The sequence below is a fragment of the Ensifer canadensis genome (assembly GCF_017488845.2).
In the GTDB taxonomy this organism is placed as follows: domain Bacteria; phylum Pseudomonadota; class Alphaproteobacteria; order Rhizobiales; family Rhizobiaceae; genus Ensifer; species Ensifer canadensis.
The window spans coordinates 3,059,048-3,077,048 of the sequence record NZ_CP083370.1 but is presented as its reverse complement, the minus strand read 5'-3'; the positions used below and the strand labels follow the sequence as shown (position 1 = coordinate 3,077,048).

The following is an 18,001-nucleotide window of genomic DNA, read 5'->3' as shown; positions in this document are numbered from 1 at the left end:
CTGTTTTGCCTGTTGTCTGCCGGCCGCTTTCAGACCCGCCGAAGCGGGTCCGGTCCCCGCGGCCGGGGTGGCTTTGCCGGTGCGAATGTTTTCATCACTTCAGGGCGACTTCAAGCACTAAAACCATCCTCCGGTTGCCGGATCTGCAACTACAGCGCCGCGCGCCTTTTCAGGCGCGCAAAGGTCGCTGTAGCGCTTTGAATTGCTGCATGTTTTTCCCCCTAAATCGGCTTCGATTTAGGGAAACATGCAGTAGGGTTAAGTCATACGAATGCACAAAAAAAGCCCCCTAGCGGGAGCTTTGATCCGTGCTCGAAGCTTGTCTCAGCCGCGTCGCGCCAGCGAGAACTGGGCGCCGGCATCGGTGGTGCAATTGAGCTGGCTCTGTGTGACCAGCGCGCAATTGACCTTGGACTGGGTGTTGCGCACCAGCGAGGTCATGTTGATCTCGACGAGTGTCGGGCTGAGCTTCACGTAGTTGCCGGAAGCCAGCAGCTGGTTGCTGTCGGTGGTGCGGGTCGAGAAGGTTCCGCCTGCAAAGGTCGAAACGATGCCGTTCGGATCCGTCCATGAGCCTTCGACACCCGTTGCCTGGCGAGCGGGCGGTGCCCCTCCGGCTTCCCGGGGCGACGACTGGCAGGAGGCCAGGGTCGCGGCGGTCGCGAGAAGGGTCAGAATTGCGAATGGCTTCATTGGCGATTTCCCTCGCTTTGTGCCGAGCGTCCGTTTCATTTCGCCGAACCATGCCGCGATCAAGAGTTGAAAGCAAGAGTGGTCGGGCCGGCGCGCCGGGCTTTTCCCATATGAACAAAAAAAGCCCGGGGCAGAAATGCCCCGGGCCGGATGCTTCGCAATGTCAGCGGTTTAGCGAACGAGGATGTTCTTGAACTGCCAGGGATCCTTGGTGTCGATGTCTTCCGGGAACAGGCCCGGGCGACCGTCGAGCGGGGTCCAGTCGGTGTAGTGTCCTTCGACCGGGCCGAGATAGGGCAGCTGCACTTCGAGGCAGCGCTTGTAGTCCATCTCGTCGGCTTCGACGATGCCGGCCTTCGGGTTTTCGAGCGCCCAGACCATGCCCGCGAGCACCGCAGAGGTGACCTGCATGCCGGTGGCGTTCTGGTAGGGGGCGATGCGGCGGGTCTCTTCCAGCGACAGGCGCGAACCGAACCAGTAGGCATTCTTGTCATGGCCGTAGAGCAGGACGCCCAGTTCGTCGACGCCTTCAACGAGTTCCTTCTCGTCAAGAACATGATGGACTGGCTGCGAATTGCCGCCGTTGCCGAACATTTCGTGCAGCGAAAGGACGGCGTCATTGGCCGGATGGTAGGCGTAGTGGCAGGTCGGGCGATAGGTAACTTCGCCGTCCTTGTCGCGGACGGTGAAGAAGTCGGCGATCGAGATCGACTCGTTGTGGGTGACGAGGAAGCCGTATTGCGGGCCAGGCGTCGGGCACCAGGTGCGCACGCGGGTGTTGGCACCCGGCTGCTCCAGATAGATGGCCGCCTTGCAGCCCTTCTTGTGCTTCTTGGCGTTCTTCGGCATCCAGTTTTCGTGGGTGCCCCAGCCGAGTTCAGCCGGCTGCAGACCTTCGGAGATGAAGCCTTCGACCGACCAGGTGTTCCAGAAGACGTTGAGCGGCTTCGGCTTCTTGGTCAGCTGGGTGTCGCGCTCGGCGATGTGCACGCCCTTGACGCCGACCTTCTTCATCAGCTTCGCCCAGCCTTCGCGGTCGTCCTGATGCGGTTCGTCGTATTTCACGCCAAGGTCGTTGGCGAGGTTGAGGAGCCCCTGCTTGACGAACCAGGAGACCATGCCCGGGTTGGCGCCGCAGGTCGAAACGGCCGTGGTGCCGCCCGGGTTCTTTTCCTTTTCCTTGCGCATGGTTTCGCGCAGGGCATAGTTGGTGCGCGAGGCGTTGTCCATTTCGGCATCGAAGTAGAAGCCGAGCCACGGTTCGACGACGGTGTCGATGTAGAGAACGTCGAGCTTGCGGCACATCTTGATCAGGTCGAGCGAGCCGGTATCGACCGACAGGTTGACGCAGAAGCCTTGGCCTTCGCCTTCGGTCAGGAGCGGCTTCAGCAGCTCCTTATAGTTGTCCTTCGTCACATGGGCGCGAACGTGGCGGACGCCATGACGCTCGAAGATCTCGTTGTCGGCAGCATCCTCGCGCGGCTCGACCACGATCAACCGGTTCTTGTCGTATTTGAAGTGGCGCTCGATCAACGGCAAGGTGCCGCGGCCGATCGAACCGAAGCCGATCATGACGATCGGGCCGGTGATCTCGCCGTAAACCGGATAGGTGGTGTCTGCCATTTTGGTCTTACTCCTGAGGAAACTTTCCCAGTGACGGTGTTGAAAGTGTCTGAAAATGAGGCTCGCGCCGTGTGATAGGCCCTAGAGCATAGTTTGCTGTCACAATAAAGGGCCGCCGGGTCAACGCTGATCTGCGATATTGTTTAACCGGCGATGGAAATGAGGGCCGAAATGAGAGCGTCCCGCTTGCTGACGAGGCCCTTGTAGGCCGCCTGCGGCAGGTCGAGAGAGCGCAATTGCTCGATGAAGGAAAGGGCCAAAGTTCCCGCATCCGCCCGCTGTCGCAACAGCGCCAGGGGATCGGAATAGATCCGGATTGTGAAGACGATCGCGCCGCTTCGCGGCAACTTGCGCAACGTCTGGCGCTCGACGCGGATGAAGGTGCGCTCTTCGGTCAGCTCGATCGCGCCGGCCGACACCCCTTCCGATTTGGGCTTCGGCAGATGCAGGGAGCCGTCGACATTGACGGCCCAGTTGAAGCGTTCGACGAAGCGGCCAGGCGGCAGGTTATCGAACATGCGGCTGATGAGTTCGGCGTTGCGCGTGCCGTCTCCGAAGCCGGGGACCGGGGCGTGGATCTCGTCCATGGTGCGCCCGAACTTTTCGGCGAGCGACCAGGACGAGGGGAAGGCGATGTAGGCGGCGCCAAGGCGCCAGCCGCGGTCGTCGCGCTGCATGATCGCCAGGTCGTCCTGAACGAGCGAGCCCGCTAGCACAAGCGCGTCGTCGCCGGACAAGGGCACCCGTCGCCCGCCGACCATCATTGTTTCGTCCTGCCGACAGTAGATGTCGGGATACCGTGTCGGCAGATAGTCGGACAGGATCTGCAGCAGTTCGCTCTGCGCGTCCTGCGTCCGGTCGTCGGCGGCAAAAACCACGTCGCGGGACTGTGCGAGCAACTGGGCTTTCTGGTCGAGATAGTGCTGCAGCTGGACGTCCGGCTCGATCCAGCGATCGGGATCGAGCTGCGTGAGGCCGATCGTAAAGGGCTTGGAGGAGCCGTCGTAGGGCGTGTGTTTCATGCGGGATGACCGGATCATTCTCGCGATTTAACCATATTCCCTTTCGTTTCGCATGGGCCGAAGCTTGTCACAAGGACTTCGTGCTATAGCTTTGATACAATCATCCGCTACGCGCCATGATTGTTGTTTCCTTCCCCGACCTGGAGGCGTCGCAGACTGAACGTGACCGGCGACCATATAAAGACCTTGATGGGCCTGCAGGCCCAAACACCCGTGCTGATGGCGCTCTACGATCAGCACGACCGGCTGCAATTTGCCAATGATGCCTTTCGCGCTGCCTATTTCATCGAGGCCGACGAGGCGCCGACCTGGGCGGAAATCATGCGGCGCAACCATGCCGCCGGTCGCGGAACCGTGCTCTCGACCAGCGACATCAATGCCTGGATAGCCTCAACGATCAATCGGCGCGGCAAGATCCCGTTTCGGGCGATGGAGACCGACCTGCATGACGGCCGCTGGCTGTGGATGACGGAAACGGTCGATGCCAGGGGGTGGATGCTGTGCGTCGCCGTCGACATCACTACCATTCGCGTCGAGGAGCGCGCGCTAAGGCAGGATCGCGATTTCGCGCTGCGCGCCTCGCAGGTCGATGAACTCACCAATGTGCCCAACCGGCGCTATACCATGGGGCGGCTCGGTGAATTCATCGCCAATTGCGCCCAGAACCCGCATATGTGGGGCTGCGTCGCCATCATAGACATCGACTATTTCAAGGCGATCAACGATCGCTACGGCCACCATCAGGGCGATGAGGTTCTGCTCGACTTCGCCCGCCAGATGCAGGAGTTCGTGCGCCGCTCCGATTGCTTCGGCCGCATCGGCGGCGAGGAGTTCATGCTGATCCTGCCCGACACCACGATCAGCGAAGGCAACATGATCCTCGACCGCTTGCTCGACAAGGTGCGCAGCGCCAGGCCGCTCGCGAGTATCCCGGAGTTCTACTACACCTGTTCGGTGGGGCTGGCCGAGTATCGGGAAGGCGACGGCGTCAAGGACATTTATGCCCGCGCCGACGAGGCGCTCTATCTCGCCAAGCGCGACGGGCGCGACCGGGTAAAGCGGTACACCTTGCCGGGTTCAGACCCAGAGCTTCGCCCGGATCAGGCCCCGTAGCGAATTCCCGACATAGAGCTCGGCTTTTGCCAGATCGTCGAGCGACAGGCGGGCGACGCGCGCCCGTCGCTGGCAGATGAGTTCCGTCCGGAGCACGCCGGCCAGAAGCCCGCAGGCGATCGGCGGCGTTTTCAGCGTGCCGCTGCCATCGTCGAGGAAGATTGAGGTGATCGTTCCCTCGCAGACCTCGCCCTTTTCGTTGAGGAGAAGAACTTCGTCGACCTCGGTTGCCGGGTATTCAGCGCGTGCCGTCTCGTAGATGTCGCGCCGGGTGGTCTTCACCCGCACCAGCTTGTCTTCGGAAGAGAGCCGCGTTTGAGCAAAACGCACGCGCCAGACAGTGTCTTCTGCAAGGGGCGTGAAAGTTGCCGTGGTCACGGCGACGGTGCCGTTGCGGTCAAGCGTCAGGCGGACCCGTAGCGGGCCTGTTGCACCCTGGACGGCGGCTTGCAGCTCCGCCTGCGCCCGCTCGGCGCCGGCAAATCCCAATCTTCGTGCCGATCGTTTCAACCGGGCGAGATGTAACCTCAAGCGAACGAATTCAACATCGGGTTCGTAGCGCAGGGTCTCGATCAGGGAAAAATCCGTCATCGGGCGATCTCGGCATCGCCGATGGCAAACCGCGCCTTGAGCAGGCATTCGTCATATTCGGACTGGGCGCCGGAATCAAAGACGATGCCGCCGCCGACATTGAAGACGGCCTCGCCATTGGCAAACAGCGAGATGGTGCGGATCGCCACGCTGAAGCGCATGATGCCGTTCGGCGCGATAAAGCCGATTGCGCCGCAATAGGCGTCGCGCGGACCGTCTTCGAGATCGTGCAGGATTTCCATCGCCCGCATCTTCGGCGCGCCGGTGATCGAGCCGCAGGGAAAGAGTGCGGCGAAAATATCGGTGATGCCGACATCCGGCCGCAGCTTGGCCCTGACATGGCTGACCATCTGGTGAACGGTCGGATAGGTCTCGATGTCGAACAGTTTCGGGACGTCGAGCGTTCCGACCTCGGTGATGCGCGAGATGTCGTTGCGCAAGAGGTCGACGATCATGCGGTTTTCGGCCTGGGTCTTCTCGTCAGTGCGCATGGCAGCAATGATCTCGGCGTCCTCCTCAGCCGACGCGCCGCGCTTTGCGGTGCCCTTCATCGGATGCGTCTCAATCCATCGGTCAGCGTCGACCCGGAAGAAGAGCTCGGGCGAGCGCGAGACGAGGATCGGACCATCCAGCACGACGAGCGCGCCGTATTTTACCGGTTGCCGTTCGATCAGTGACCAGAAGGCGGCGCGCGGATCGCCCGTCCAGCGGGCGCGGATCGGCATCGTCAGGTTCGCCTGATAACAATCGCCCTGGCGCAGATGCTGATGCAGGCGGTCGAACCGCTCGCGATAGGTGGGAAAATCCCAGGCGGCACGCGGCTCGGCAAGGAAAGGCTCGTTCTCCATCCGACGTTGCGGCTCGCCAAGCGGATGGTCGTCGCTCGGTGCGTCGAAGATGCCGAAGGACATCAGCGGCGTTTCGCGCCCCCCCTCCTCGGCAAAGGGGCTCAGCTTCTCTTCGAAGATATGGCCCGCCTCATATGCCATGAAGCCGGCAATCCATTTGCCGGCCGCATGTGCACGCTCAAGCTCGGCGAGGCCGCGGCGGAATTCGGCTTTGGTCCGCGCCGTGACGACGCGCTCCGGATCAGTGAAAACCGTGGTCCGATTTTCGCTGTCGTCCCGGAAAAGCACAAAAGGTGCGTTTTCGTTCATCGATGCCGCTTCGCACTTTTCCTTGAAAGTCTCTGGAGCGCGGGCTCGGCCCGCGCCGGATCACGCCTTATCAAGCGCCTCGAGTTCGTCGATCAGCCCCTCGATCATCGACAGACCCTGTGCCCAGAACGACGGATCGGTGGCATCGAGGCCGAAGGGAGCGAGCAATTCCGAATGGTGCTTGGTGCCGCCGGCTTTCAGCAGCTCGAAATACTTTGCCTGGAAGCCCTTTTCGGCGTTCTGGTAGACGGCATAGAGCGAGTTCACCAGGCAATCGCCGAAAGCATAGGCATAGACATAGAACGGCGAGTGGATGAAGTGCGGGATATAGGCCCAGTAGGTCTCGTAGCCCTCGGAAATCCGGATCGCCGGCCCGAGGCTTTCCGCCTGCACCGAAAGCCACAGATTGCCGATATCCTCGGCGGTCAGTTCGCCTTCCTTGCGGGCCATGTGCAGCTTGCGCTCGAATTCGTAGAAGGCGATCTGGCGCACGACCGTATTGATCATGTCCTCGACCTTCTGGGCGAGCATGGCCTTGCGCTCGCGCTTGTCCTTGGTCTGGTCGAGAAGCGCACGGAAGGTCAGCATTTCGCCGAACACCGATGCCGTCTCGGCGAGGGTCAGCGGCGTCGAGGCCATCAGCGCGCCCTGCTCGCCGGCGAGCACCTGGTGCACGCCGTGACCGAGTTCGTGGGCAAGCGTCATTACGTCGCGCGGCTTGCCCATATAATTGACGAGCACGTAGGGGTGCGCGGAGGGAACGGTCGGGTGGGCGAAGGCGCCGGGGGCCTTGCCGGGGCGCACCGGCGCATCGATCCAGCGGTCATCGAAGAAGCGGCGGGCAATTGCGGCCATCTCTGGGGCGAAGGCATGGTAGGCCGAAAGCACCGTATCCTTCGCCTGGTTCCAGGAGATCAGCGCATTCGGCGTTTCCGGCAGCGGCGCGTTGCGATCCCAGAACTCCATCTGTTCCATGCCGAGCCACTTCGCCTTCATGGCATAGTAGCGGTGCGAAAGGCGCGGATAAGCTGACTTCACCGCTTCCGCGAGCGCATCGACGACCTCGCGCTCGACGCGGTTGGCGAGGTGCCGGCTGTCGGCGATATCCTCGAAACCGCGCCAGCGATCCGAGATTTCCTTGTCCTTGGCGAGCGTATTGGTGATCAGCGTGAAGGTGCGGATATTGGCCCTGAAGGTTTCGGCAAGCGCCATCGCCGCCTTCTTGCGCACCTCGGTCGAGGGATCCTGCAGCAGGTTCAGGGCCATTTCGAGCGGCATCGTCTCGCCGTCGACGGTGAAGGTCAGCGACGTCATGGTCTCGTCGAACAGGCGGTTGAAGGCGGCTGGCCCGGTCATCGATTTCTCGAGGAACAGCTGCTCGAGCTTGTCATCAAGCTGGTAGGGCTTGTCCTTGCGCAGGTCGAGTAGCCAGGGCTTGTAGTGCGCCGCCAGGCTGTCGTTGGTAAGCGCTGCGTCGATCACCGCATCGTCGATGCGGTTGAGTTCGAGCGAGAAGAACAGGAGATGCGCCGACATATCGGTCAGCTTCGACTGCACGTCGCCGTAGAGCTTGCCGTTTTCCGGCTTGGAGGTGTCGGAGAAATAGGTCAGGCCGGCAAAGGACGCGATGCGCCCCATGATGTCTTCCAGCGCTTCGAATTCTTTCACGGCAGCACCGATGCCTTCGTCGCCGGCTTTCGTCGCAGCGGTGGCAAGCTTGCCTTTCCACTTGGCCTCAAACGCAATCGAGTCCGCCTCGGCCTTCTTCATGTCGGAACGGAATGCATCAGAGGTTGCGGACGGATAGAGATCCTCCAGCCGCCAGGAGGGCAGATCGCCGAGCTCGGCCACAGCTCCTTGGGCGGGGCCGGTGGCGGCACGGACGATGGTTTTCTCGAGGGCGAAGGTGCGGAAGGTCATCGTCGGATTTCTCTCGTTCGTGGCAGGAAGAGGCAAGCGATATGGGTTCCATTGCTATCGCCGCCAATGGATAAAATGCAAGCATTTCTCAAAAGATGATGTTCAGCCCTTTATGGCACAGATGCCTGACGTGATTTGGCACATGACGTTGGCCAAAAAGTACCGCGTGTCCAAAGCAGGAGGCTTCCGTGACATCACACATTCTTGTCATCGATGACGATCCGGTGCAGCGCCGGTTGCTGACGAACATGATCGAGCGTCTCGGTCATGTCGCGCATCTCGCCGACAATGGCCGCAGTGGCCTGGAGCTGCTCGAGCGCAAGGGCGGCATCATCAACGTCATCCTTCTCGATCTGCTGATGCCCGAAATGAACGGCCACGGCTTTCTCGATGCGCTGGCGGAACGGGGCGTCGATACGCCCGTCATCGTGCAGACGGGGCAGGGCGGTATCGAAACCGTCGTGCAAGCGATGCAGGCCGGTGCCTTCGACTTCCTGGTCAAGCCGGTTTCTCCGGAGCGGCTGTCGGTGGCGCTCGGCAACGCGCTGAAGATGGCGAGCCGCGACGGCAAGGTCAAAACCTCGCGCCGCCCGCGCGGCGGTGCCGTCGGTTTCGATGACGTCGTTTCGGCCAGCCCGGCGATGATCCGGGTGATCGATCTCGCTCGCCGGGCTGCGCAGTCTAACATTCCGATCGTGCTCGAGGGTGAATCCGGCGTCGGCAAGGAAATGGTGGCGCGGGCGATCCAGTCGGCCAGCGACCGTTCGGGCAAGCCGTTCATCACCGTCAACTGTGGCGCCATCCCGCACAATCTGGTCGAGAGCATTCTCTTCGGCCACGAGAAGGGCGCCTTTACCGGTGCCACCGAAAAGCACAGCGGCAAGTTCGTCGACGCCGACGGCGGCACCCTGTTCCTCGACGAGATCGGCGACCTGCCGCTCGAAGTGCAGGTGAAGCTGCTGCGTGCGGTCCAGCAGGGCGAGATCGAGACGATCGGCGCGCGCCATCCGCACCGGGTCAACGTGCGACTGATCTCGGCCACCAACAAGGACCTCATCAACGAGGTGCGCGAAGGCCGGTTCCGCGAGGATCTCTACTATCGTCTCAACGTCTTCCCGATCACCATTCCGGCGCTGCGCCGGCGCAAGGAGGACGTCCCGGTCCTGGTGCGCTCGTTCGTCGACCGGTTTGCGTCCGAGCAGAGGCTCAGCACGCCGCTCACCGTTTCGAGCGGTGCGATGGCGCTGCTCACCGCCTATGACTGGCCGGGCAACATCCGCCAGCTGGAGAACGCGATCTTCCGTGCGGTCGTTCTGGCCGACGGCAACGATCTGACGGTCAAGGACTTCCCGCAGATCGCCACGCAGATCCCCGGCTACGTCGTTTCCGACCGCAGCGGTTTCTCCTGGGGCGATGCCGGCCCCGAGCGCACCGCCGCTGCCGATCCGGCCGTAAGCGTCTATCCCGATTTTGCCAGCACGGCGAAATCGATGGAGGCCGATGCCACGCATGATGGCCGTATGGAGAACGCAATTGCCAGCGTCGATGAGGGCGGAGACGTGCGCAAACTCGCCGAAGTCGAGGAGGAACTGATTCGTTTTGCGCTGAAATTCTATCGGGGCCAGATGAGCCAGGTGGCGCGCAAACTCGGTATCGGCCGGTCGACGCTCTACCGCAAACTCAAGGATTACGGCATCGATCCCGACAATCCCTTGCGTGAGGCGGCATAAAATCGACGCATTCACGCCTCACTAGCCGTGCGATTCCGTCACCGCCGTTTAGACCTTGTTAGTGAAGTGTTCACTATATTATAAGGGGCGGTGACGACTGTGGCATATATGCCATCCTGTCACCTTATTTGACAGTCATCTGAGACAGCGAAGCACGGTTGTCCGTCGGACGGGGATTGAATGCCAAATTTGTTCAGTTTTAAGAAGCCTCTCGGCTCCTTAGCTAGCAGACTCTGCTCGGCGATGACCCGTAAGGTGCCGCAGGTTCTGACATCCATCGCCCTTGCGGTGTCTCTGGTTACGCCTGGCATGGCACCTCCCGTCGAGGCCGCCGGCCAGACGCGTACGCTGAAGCTCTATTTCATCCACACGCAGGAAAAGGCGCAGATCACCTTCAAGCGCAACGGCCGCTATGACCCGAAGGGCCTGCAGCAGATCAACCGGTTCCTGCGCGACTGGCGTCGCAACGAGCCGACCAAGATGGATCCGCGCCTGCTCGACCTCGTGTGGGAAGTCTACACCAAGAGTGGCTCGCGCGATTATATCCACGTCGTTTCGGCCTATCGTTCGCCGGCCACCAACGGCATGCTGCGTTCGCGCTCCAAGGGCGTTGCCAAGAAGAGCCAGCACATGCTCGGCAAGGCGATGGACTTCTACATTCCCGACGTGAAGCTGAAGACGGTGCGCGAAATCGGCATGAAATTCCAGGTCGGTGGCGTCGGCTACTACCCGACCTCAGGCTCTCCGTTCGTTCACATGGATGTCGGCGGCGTTCGCGCCTGGCCGCGCATGACCCGCAACGAACTGGCCCGTCTCTTCCCCGACGGCAAGACCATGCACGTTCCGTCCGACGGCAAGCCGCTGCCGGGCTATAACCAGGCTGTTGCCGACTACAAGCGTCGCGTCGGCGCCTCGGCGATCGAAGTTGCCGGTGGTGGCGCCAAGGGTGCGGGCGATGCCGAGGGCGGCAAGCGCCGCGGTAACCTGTTCGCCATGCTCTTTGGCGGTGGCGGCGACGAGGATGAAGAACCCTCGGCAATCGCGGCCGGCCCCGGCGATGAAGAAGCCACTCCGGCAAAGGTCCAGACGGCGTCGGCACCTGCCGCCCAGGAAGCACTTCCGGGTGTTGCCGGTTCGGTCGCAGCCGAGACCACCACAGCCGAGACCACCACAGCCGAGACCACCACAGCCGAGACCACCACAGCCGATCAGAACATCAATGCACCGGTTCCGGCCGTTCGTCCGGCCTTCAAGGATGCGCCTGAAAATGGCGGCGTAGCCGTGGCCCTGGTCGCGCCGCAGAAGAACGCGGCCCAGGACGCGCTTGCTGCCGCCCTGCCGCAGACGCCGGAAATGCCGAGCGAATTTGCCGATCTGACCTCGGTCAAGGTGCCGGTCCCGCAGATGCTCGATCGGGGTGGCGTGAACGCTGCTGCCGGCGAGACCCTTGTGGCATCGGTCGATCCGCTGGCAACGGACATGCAGGCACTTGGCTTCGTGCCGGTGCCGGCCATGCGCCCGGCGGGTGATGCGGCTCTTGCCGCTGTCGCGGATGCCAAGGTTGCCGTGCCTGCCTTTGCAGAGCGCCCGGTTCTGGCTTCGGCCGAGCCGCCGCGTGATACCACGGCCCAGGCATCGACACGCGTCGCGCTTGCCGCGCCGACACAGGCAGAGCGCGAGCCAGTCGCCCAGCCGGTCGAAATGGCCGCCTATGCGCCGCAGGCCTCGACGAATGGCCGCGCCAATGCCTTTGATGGCGCCTTCGACACCCAGGCCGAAGCCCCGGCAAAAGGTGGTCGTCCGAAGAAGCATGATGCCGACGCCGCGACCCGTTCGTCGGTTCGCACCGAGCCGAAGCTGACGCAGAAGATCATCTCCGAATGGGCCCTTTCTGCCGGCCGCGTCGCGACGCTTTCCAAGCCCGTGAAGGCACCGCGCTTCGTCAGCAAGACGCTGCGCACGGCCCCGACGACTGTTTATGCTGCGGGCTTCAACAGCACGGCCGGAACAACGGTCGATACGGCCCGCTTCAGCGGCAACGCCGTCAACTTCATGGAAGTGAAGAAGTTCAGCACCAACTGAGTTTCGAGCAAATAAGACTCAACACAAAAAAAGCCCGCCGGTGATACCGGCGGGCTTTTTGCTGTCTATGGCAGGAGAAATTATTCTTCTTCAGCCGCGGCCGGGATCATGCCGAGCGCCTGCAGGTAGGTGTCGAGGATCGCTTCCTGTTCCATGCGCTCATCGGCGTCCTGCTTGCGAATGGAGATGACCTTCCGCAGGATCTTGGCATCGAAGCCGGTGGACTTGGCTTCGCCGTAGACGTCCTTGATGTCGTCGGCGATGGTCTTCTTTTCTTCTTCCAGGCGCTCGATCCGTTCGATGAAAGCGCGGAGTTGGTCGCGTGCGACGCCGTGTGCATCTGACATGGTCTTCTCCTTTTGCGGGGAATGAAATTCTTGGGTGCCGTGACGTGCCGCGAACGGCGGCCAAGGTCAAGGGCCATTGCGCAACAACGCTGGCATTTCCGTGGCGGTGGCCCGGCGCAGAGGTTTATTCCTTGGGGCGGTTGGTTTCGAAGGCGGCTTTCTGCTCGCTCGAGGCTTCCCTCTGATGCAGCGCCCGCCATTCCTCATAGGGCATGCCGTAGACGATCTCGCGGGATTGCTCCTTGTCGAGTGTCACGCCGGCCTCGTTGGCTGCGTCCCGATACCAGTTGGACAGGCAGTTGCGGCAGAAGCCGGCAAGGTTCATCAGGTCGATGTTCTGCACGTCGCTGCGCTCGCGCAAGTGCGCGACCAGACGCCGGAAGGCGGCGGCTTCGAAGGCGGTCTGCTGGTCCGGGGTGAGCTCGGTCATGATGTTGTCTTTCCTGGTCTCAAATGTCGTAGGCGCCGGTGCGCGACGGGTGCCGTTCGTAGCGATGCAGGTCGGGCCGGGTATTGAGATCGGCAAGGATCGGGGCGAGCCGATCGGCCCATGCGGCAATGCCCGCCTCGTCTGCGATCAGATCCTGCCTGATCTCGATCAGGGCATGGGGAATGCCCGGTGCCATGCAGTGCCGGAACATCGTATCCCCGCGCAGCGCTCCGTCATAGGGCTCGTTGTTGCCGACGACGATATCGCCCGATGCTTCGAGCTTTTCGATCAGCGGCAGCACCGCGCGCGCGTCGTTGTCCCAGAGCACGGCCGCGTGCCACGGACGGACGGCACCCTTCCAGGCGGGCGTAAAGGAATGGATTGAGATGACCAGCGGGGCGCTGCCCGTGGCCAAGGCACTGCGCTCCAGTGTCTCGGCGACTGCGCGGTGATAGGGCCGATGGAAACGGTTCAGCCGGTTGTCCCATTCCTCCTCGCTGATCGGGTGGTTTCCCGGAATGATCGCGCCGTCGGAAATCTTCATGATCAGGGTCGGATCGTCCTCGCCGCGATTGGGGTCGATCAAAAGTCGCGAGAAGCACCCTAGAACTGCCGGTGCGTCGAGTGCGGCCGAGAGCCGGCGGACGAGATGTTCGACGCCGATGTCATAGGCGATGTGACGTTGAAACGCGGCTGCCGGCAGGCCGAGGCTGCCATATTCTTCCGGTAGGCGGTTCATGGCGTGGTCGGCGAGTAGTACGAGGCCGGTTGTGGGGTTGGCTTCGATAATCTCATAGGGCGAATAGTGCTGCATGCAGTTCCAGTCTGCTTTCGGGGGGTATGCTTTTGATTGCACGCGTCGGAGACATTCACAAGAAAAACGCAACTGTTTTGCGCAATCGACACCTAATTAGCCCGATGTAATCGATTAGAGTTACGTTGACTTTCCGGGCTGGTCGTCGCAAGAAAGGCCACGCAAATCAAAACGGAGTTCCATCGGAAACCGTGTCCAGATATCCATTTTCCAAAGCGAAGCCGGGGCTGTCGACATTGGGGGGGATCCTCCTGTTTTCCCTGGCTATTTCAGGCTCATTTCTATTTGCCGGTGAGGCTCGCGCCGATTTTCGCGTCTGCAATGGCACGCAAAATCTGGTCGGCGTGGCGATCGGTTACCGCGCCAAGGAAGGCTGGGTAACCGAGGGGTGGTGGCAGGTTCCCGCGACCACATGTGCGACCCTGATCGAGGGCGAGCTCGAATCGCGATACTATTATCTCTACGCTGAAGACGCGGCCCGGGGTGGCCGTTGGACCGGCGACGTCAACATGTGCGTCGCCGAAAACGAATTCAAGGTTTCGGGCGTGCAGGACTGCTTTGCCCGCGGCTTCCAGCGGATGGGATTCAAGGAATATGACACGGGGCGGCAGGGAAGCTGGATGGTTCAGCTCTCCGATACGCCCGGCACGCAGGAAAGCCAGAATTGATGAAGCGGAACAGAAAAGTCAAAATCCTCGCCACGCTCGGACCGGCGTCGGCCGACGAGCAGATGATCCAGAAGCTGCACGAGGCGGGGGCTGATCTGTTCCGTATCAACATGAGCCACGCAAGCCACGACGTGATGCGCACGCTGGTGCAGCGCATCCGCGCGGTCGAAGCGCGCTGTGGCCGCCCGATCGGCATTCTCGGCGACCTGCAGGGTCCGAAGCTGCGCGTCGGCAAGTTTGCCGAAGGCAAGGTCGACCTCAAGGTCGGTCAGACCTTTACCCTCGACAACAAGGACGAGCCTGGCGACAGCACCCGCGTGTTTCTGCCCCATCCGGAAATCCTCGAAGCGGTCAAGCCTGGCCATCGCCTGCTGATCGATGACGGCAAATTGCACCTGCGCGCCGAAAAGACCGACGGCAAGAGCATCGTCACAACGGTTGTTGCCGGCACGAAGATTTCCGACCGCAAGGGCGTCAGCCTGCCCGACACGCTGCTGGCCGTCGGCGTCCTGACCGACAAGGACCGCTCGGACCTCGATGCGATTCTGGCAACCGGAGAGTTCGACTGGGTGGCGCTGTCCTTCGTCCAGCGTCCCGAGGACCTGGCCGAGGTTCGCAAGATCGCCCGCGGCCGCGTCGGTCTGATGTCCAAGATCGAGAAGCCGCAGGCGCTCGAGCGCATCGACGAGATCATCGAGCTCTCCGACGCGCTGATGGTTGCACGCGGCGACCTTGGCGTCGAAATGCCGCTCGAATCTGTGCCTGGCCTGCAGAAGCAGCTGACGCGCGCCTGTCGCCGCGCCGGCAAACCGGTGGTCGTGGCCACGCAGATGCTGGAATCGATGATCTCCGCGCCGGTGCCGACGCGCGCTGAAGTCTCCGACGTTGCGACTGCCGTCTTCGAAGGCGCCGACGCCATCATGCTGTCGGCTGAATCCGCCTCCGGCGAGTATCCGGTGGAAGCCGTCTCGACCATGGCGTCGATCGCCAGCAGCGTCGAGCGCGACCCGCACTATTCCAGCATCATCTACGCGCAGCGCACGCCGCCCGAGGCGACCGGTGCCGACGCGATTTCGCTGGCCGCCCACCAGATCGCCGAGACGCTGCGGTTGTCTTCAATCGTCTGCTACACCTCGTCCGGCACAACGGGCCTTCGCGCCGCGCGCGAGCGCCCGCAGGTTCCGATCATCGCGCTGTCGCCGATCGTCCAGACGGCTCGCCGGCTTTCGGTCGTCTGGGGCCTGCATTGCGTCGTCACCGAGGATGCGACCGATCTCGACGACATGGTCAACCGTGCCTGCCGCATCGTTGCTCATGAGGGTTTCGGCAAGCCCGGCGAACGCGTCATCATCTCGGCCGGTGTGCCGCTCGGCACGCCCGGCGCCACCAACATGCTGCGCATCGCCTATATCGGCTCGGACGGCCTGAGCGGTATCTGAGGCTCGCCGCTCGTTTCAGAATGCCATGAGGCCATGGGAGCAGTGAACCTGCTCCCATGGCCTCTGTCTTTCTATTGGGCCAGGCCGATCTGCTTCATGAAGCCCTGATTGTCCCAAAAGAGGTATTCCTCATCCATCACGCCTTCCTTGGTCCAGTGACCTGTTCACAGAGCCGGGACAGCTCTTCTATGAACGTGCCCGGCAGATACTCGCCGATATCAAGAGGCCGAGGCGCTGGTCCGGCTTGCGTCTCGACATCGATTTGACCGACATGCTCGTCGATCTCGCCCATTCCGGTGTCGATGTCGCCTTGCGCATTGCCCGCGCGCCCAGCGCCAGCCTTATCGCGCGTGAAATCGCACCGGTGCGGATGATCGTTTGTGCTTCGCCAGATTACCTCGCTCGCAGCGGCACGCCGCAGCAACCGTCCGATCTCGGCGGCCATGAAACGTTTAGCTATTCCTATCTCTCGCTCGGGGATAGCTGGATGTTTTCCGATGTCGAGGGGCGCGAGACGCAGGTTCGGATTGATCCGGTCGTGCATGCCACCAATGGCGATCTGCTGCGCGCGCTGGCACTCGCCGGCGGCGGGGTCATCGTACAGCCGGACTTCATCGTCGGAGACGATATCGCCTCCGGTCGGTTGGTCCCCTTGCTGGAAAGCTGGCATATGAGCGCGCTCAACCTCTATGCCGTCTACCTCAGCCGACGTCACCTTTCGCCCGAGGTTCGCGTGTTCATCGATTATCTCGTCGAGACGCTGGGAAGGTCGACGGCTCAGGCCTCGGATCGGTTGAGATAAAACTTCCGCTCCTATCAATGCGCCTTGCCGTCGGTGAGCCTCTCTTCGGCGAGCTTCACCGCTGCGCGGAGATCGCCGGGTTTGCCCACCAGTTTCTCCACTGCGGCGACAACCACGTCGGTGACGACATAATCGGGCTTGTGGCCGAGGTTGCCGATCCACAGCAGTTCCGATCCGGCAATGTCGCGCGCCAGGCTGCGCGAGTGAATATCGGCCAGCACGATGTCGTCGCTGTCGCCGCTGACGATGATCGTGGGTGCGGCGATCTCCTGATATCGTGGGGCGACCTCGGTGACGTAGGCGTGCAGATTGGCGACATCGACGGCGTTGTTGCGGAAGGCGAGGGGGCGCAGCACGAGGTGCGGCGCCGTCTTGTCGATGTAGTCGGCGGGTCGCGGATTGGGCGAAAAGACCGACCGCGTGCCACTATCGATCCGCCGGAGGCCGATCGGCGCAGCCAGCGTATGGGCAAACAGCCAGCCGACATAGGGCAGTGCCGTCAGCCGGTAGTACCAGTCGATGCCGCCCGGCCAGGGATGGGTCGCGGGCGCCAGCAGGATAAGGCCTGTCGTCCTTTCCGGATGGCGAAGGGCAAAGCTCGCGGCGATCGCCCCGCCGAAGGAGTGGCCGACGATGATCGCCCGAGGCATGCCTCGCATGTCCATCAGCTTTGCGATCGCATCCGCCTGGCCATCGGGGCGATCATTCGCCCGCCCGCCGCGCTCGGAGTAGCCGTGGCCCGGCCGGTCGACGAAAAGCATCTCCGCGCGGCCCTCGAAGGCCGGAGCAAAGGCATGCATCTGATCGAGCAGGTTGCCGCTCGCACCGTGAATGAAGACGAGCGGGACCAGGTCAGCCTCCGAAGTCGCCGGCAGGTGGACGCTGTTCATGCGGAAGCCGCCGATGTCGATCAGCTCGCCCGTATTCGGGAACCGCGCGCTGATGTTTCGTGCGCTACGCTGGCTGTAGGCGATGCCTGCGAGGGTGAGGGCAACGATGAACAGGGCGGCTAGAACCATTGTCTCGGCGGCTCCTCTTACTCTGCAGTGTACGCAAACATCTCAGGGATAAGGGTCGATGGTTTTCTGCTATTGCAGCGCCATCGTGGCCAGATTTCGTCCACCGCGCGCTGACGGGCCCGAATGAACTCCGGCAATGCCGTGTCGCGGTCGCCCTTGCTATAGCGGCGATCGTAGCGATCGACGATGTGCACGGGAGGAGCGCCGAACTGGTCGGCCGTAATATCGACGATAACGTTGCCGCACTCGACCCAGGCGTGGCTTTGCCAGCCGGCGTCACTGAGGAAGCCGAAATCGCCCAATTCCGGCCCGGAAGATGACAGGCGGGGCGTGCCGCTTGCCCATGAAGCCTCGAAACCTTCAGCCGCCAGGGCACGCGACAGAAACAGACTTGTGCGCCCGCATGTCCATTGAGAGGGCGTGACCGGCGCATCGCCGTTCCAGGCGCTATTCCATTCCAGCCAGATCGGCTCCACGAACAGGTGCGCTGCCGTGGCAAGGTTGCGGATAGCGGCCAGTTCCGTGGGAGGCGTCATCGCGGGGCCTGCGCT

16 protein-coding genes and 2 pseudogenes are annotated in these 18,001 nt (G+C 62.3%); 7 read left to right on the top strand and 11 right to left on the bottom strand.

Features of this window, described 5'->3' with window-relative positions:
- Window positions 1–324: 324 nt before the first annotated feature.
- The 3 genes from omp10 to J3R84_RS15095 all read right to left on the bottom strand — a co-directional run bounded on the left by omp10 (window position 325) and on the right by J3R84_RS15095 (window position 3,338).
- Window positions 325–693 carry an outer membrane lipoprotein Omp10 gene (omp10, locus tag J3R84_RS15105; protein ID WP_025424805.1) on the bottom strand — a complete coding sequence of 123 codons (369 nt, stop codon included), beginning with the start codon at window positions 691–693 and terminating at the stop codon, window positions 325–327.
- Window positions 694–864: 171 nt separating this feature from the next.
- Window positions 865–2,316 (bottom strand): homospermidine synthase, encoded by a 1,452-nt coding sequence (locus J3R84_RS15100; protein ID WP_025424804.1) that lies wholly within the window; start codon window positions 2,314–2,316, stop codon window positions 865–867.
- Between the two features lie 143 nt (window positions 2,317–2,459).
- Window positions 2,460–3,338 carry a heme-dependent oxidative N-demethylase family protein gene (locus J3R84_RS15095; RefSeq protein WP_373688529.1) on the bottom strand — a complete coding sequence of 293 codons (879 nt, stop codon included), beginning with the start codon at window positions 3,336–3,338 and terminating at the stop codon, window positions 2,460–2,462.
- A 162-nt stretch (window positions 3,339–3,500) separates the two neighbouring features.
- Between J3R84_RS15095 and J3R84_RS15090 the strand changes: the two genes are divergently transcribed.
- A complete protein-coding gene (locus J3R84_RS15090; protein ID WP_025424802.1) occupies window positions 3,501–4,451 on the top strand; it encodes a GGDEF domain-containing protein in 951 nt (316 codons plus the stop codon).
- On the opposite strand, the gene J3R84_RS15085 is transcribed toward J3R84_RS15090, so the two are convergent.
- The 3 genes from J3R84_RS15085 to J3R84_RS15075 are packed head-to-tail and all read right to left on the bottom strand — an operon-like array spanning window position 4,416 to window position 8,119.
- On the bottom strand, window positions 4,416–5,042 hold the full coding sequence (locus J3R84_RS15085) for an aminotransferase class IV family protein (RefSeq protein WP_025424801.1): 627 nt from the start codon (window positions 5,040–5,042) through the stop codon (window positions 4,416–4,418). The two genes, J3R84_RS15090 and J3R84_RS15085, sit on opposite strands and share 36 nt — an antisense overlap.
- Window positions 5,039–6,199, bottom strand: a complete 1,161-nt coding sequence (locus J3R84_RS15080) for an aminodeoxychorismate synthase component I (RefSeq protein ID WP_025424800.1) — start codon at window positions 6,197–6,199, stop codon at window positions 5,039–5,041. Before J3R84_RS15080 ends, J3R84_RS15085 begins: the two co-directional genes overlap by 4 nt.
- Window positions 6,200–6,259: 60 nt before the next feature.
- The gene (locus J3R84_RS15075; RefSeq protein WP_025424799.1) at window positions 6,260–8,119 is read right to left on the bottom strand and encodes a M3 family oligoendopeptidase; all 1,860 of its coding nucleotides are present in this window, start codon (window positions 8,117–8,119) and stop codon (window positions 6,260–6,262) included.
- A gap of 188 nt (window positions 8,120–8,307) precedes the next feature.
- Here J3R84_RS15075 and J3R84_RS15070 point away from each other — a divergent pair.
- The 3 genes and pseudogenes from J3R84_RS15070 to J3R84_RS15065 all read left to right on the top strand — a co-directional run.
- Window positions 8,308–9,559, top strand: a pseudogene (locus J3R84_RS15070) (sigma-54-dependent transcriptional regulator); the annotation flags it as partial.
- Between the two features lie 68 nt (window positions 9,560–9,627).
- Window positions 9,628–9,849 (top strand): annotated as a pseudogene (locus J3R84_RS39020) (helix-turn-helix domain-containing protein); the annotation flags it as partial.
- Window positions 9,850–10,029: 180 nt separating this feature from the next.
- Window positions 10,030–11,931 (top strand): peptidoglycan L,D-endopeptidase MepK, encoded by a 1,902-nt coding sequence (locus J3R84_RS15065; RefSeq protein WP_113568242.1) that lies wholly within the window; start codon window positions 10,030–10,032, stop codon window positions 11,929–11,931.
- Between the two features lie 80 nt (window positions 11,932–12,011).
- Here J3R84_RS15065 and J3R84_RS15060 read toward each other — a convergent pair whose 3' ends face one another.
- The 3 genes from J3R84_RS15060 to J3R84_RS15050 form a co-directional block, all read right to left on the bottom strand.
- Window positions 12,012–12,278 (bottom strand): DUF2312 domain-containing protein, encoded by a 267-nt coding sequence (locus J3R84_RS15060; RefSeq protein WP_025424796.1) that lies wholly within the window; start codon window positions 12,276–12,278, stop codon window positions 12,012–12,014.
- 124 nt (window positions 12,279–12,402) lie between these two features.
- The gene (locus J3R84_RS15055; RefSeq protein ID WP_025424795.1) at window positions 12,403–12,708 is read right to left on the bottom strand and encodes a DUF1244 domain-containing protein; all 306 of its coding nucleotides are present in this window, start codon (window positions 12,706–12,708) and stop codon (window positions 12,403–12,405) included.
- A 19-nt stretch (window positions 12,709–12,727) separates the two neighbouring features.
- Window positions 12,728–13,522 (bottom strand): N-formylglutamate amidohydrolase, encoded by a 795-nt coding sequence (locus J3R84_RS15050; protein ID WP_025424794.1) that lies wholly within the window; start codon window positions 13,520–13,522, stop codon window positions 12,728–12,730.
- A gap of 191 nt (window positions 13,523–13,713) precedes the next feature.
- On the opposite strand from J3R84_RS15050, the gene J3R84_RS15045 reads away from it, so the two are divergent.
- The 3 genes from J3R84_RS15045 to J3R84_RS15035 all read left to right on the top strand — a co-directional run bounded on the left by J3R84_RS15045 (window position 13,714) and on the right by J3R84_RS15035 (window position 16,431).
- Entirely contained in the window at window positions 13,714–14,190 is a 477-nt protein-coding gene (locus J3R84_RS15045; protein ID WP_025424793.1) for a DUF1036 domain-containing protein, read from the top strand.
- Entirely contained in the window at window positions 14,190–15,629 is a 1,440-nt protein-coding gene (gene pyk, locus J3R84_RS15040; protein ID WP_203528342.1) for a pyruvate kinase, read from the top strand. Before J3R84_RS15045 ends, pyk begins: the two co-directional genes overlap by 1 nt.
- 244 nt (window positions 15,630–15,873) lie before the next feature.
- The gene (locus tag J3R84_RS15035; protein WP_025424791.1) at window positions 15,874–16,431 is read left to right on the top strand and encodes a substrate binding domain-containing protein; all 558 of its coding nucleotides are present in this window, start codon (window positions 15,874–15,876) and stop codon (window positions 16,429–16,431) included.
- 14 nt (window positions 16,432–16,445) lie between these two features.
- On the opposite strand, the gene J3R84_RS15030 is transcribed toward J3R84_RS15035, so the two are convergent.
- Together J3R84_RS15030 and J3R84_RS15025 are read right to left on the bottom strand one after the other, a co-directional pair.
- Window positions 16,446–17,450 carry an alpha/beta fold hydrolase gene (locus tag J3R84_RS15030; protein ID WP_025424790.1) on the bottom strand — a complete coding sequence of 335 codons (1,005 nt, stop codon included), beginning with the start codon at window positions 17,448–17,450 and terminating at the stop codon, window positions 16,446–16,448.
- A 17-nt stretch (window positions 17,451–17,467) separates the two neighbouring features.
- Window positions 17,468–17,986, bottom strand: a complete 519-nt coding sequence (locus tag J3R84_RS15025) for a hypothetical protein (RefSeq protein ID WP_025424789.1) — start codon at window positions 17,984–17,986, stop codon at window positions 17,468–17,470.
- Between the last annotated feature and the right edge of the window lie 15 nt (window positions 17,987–18,001).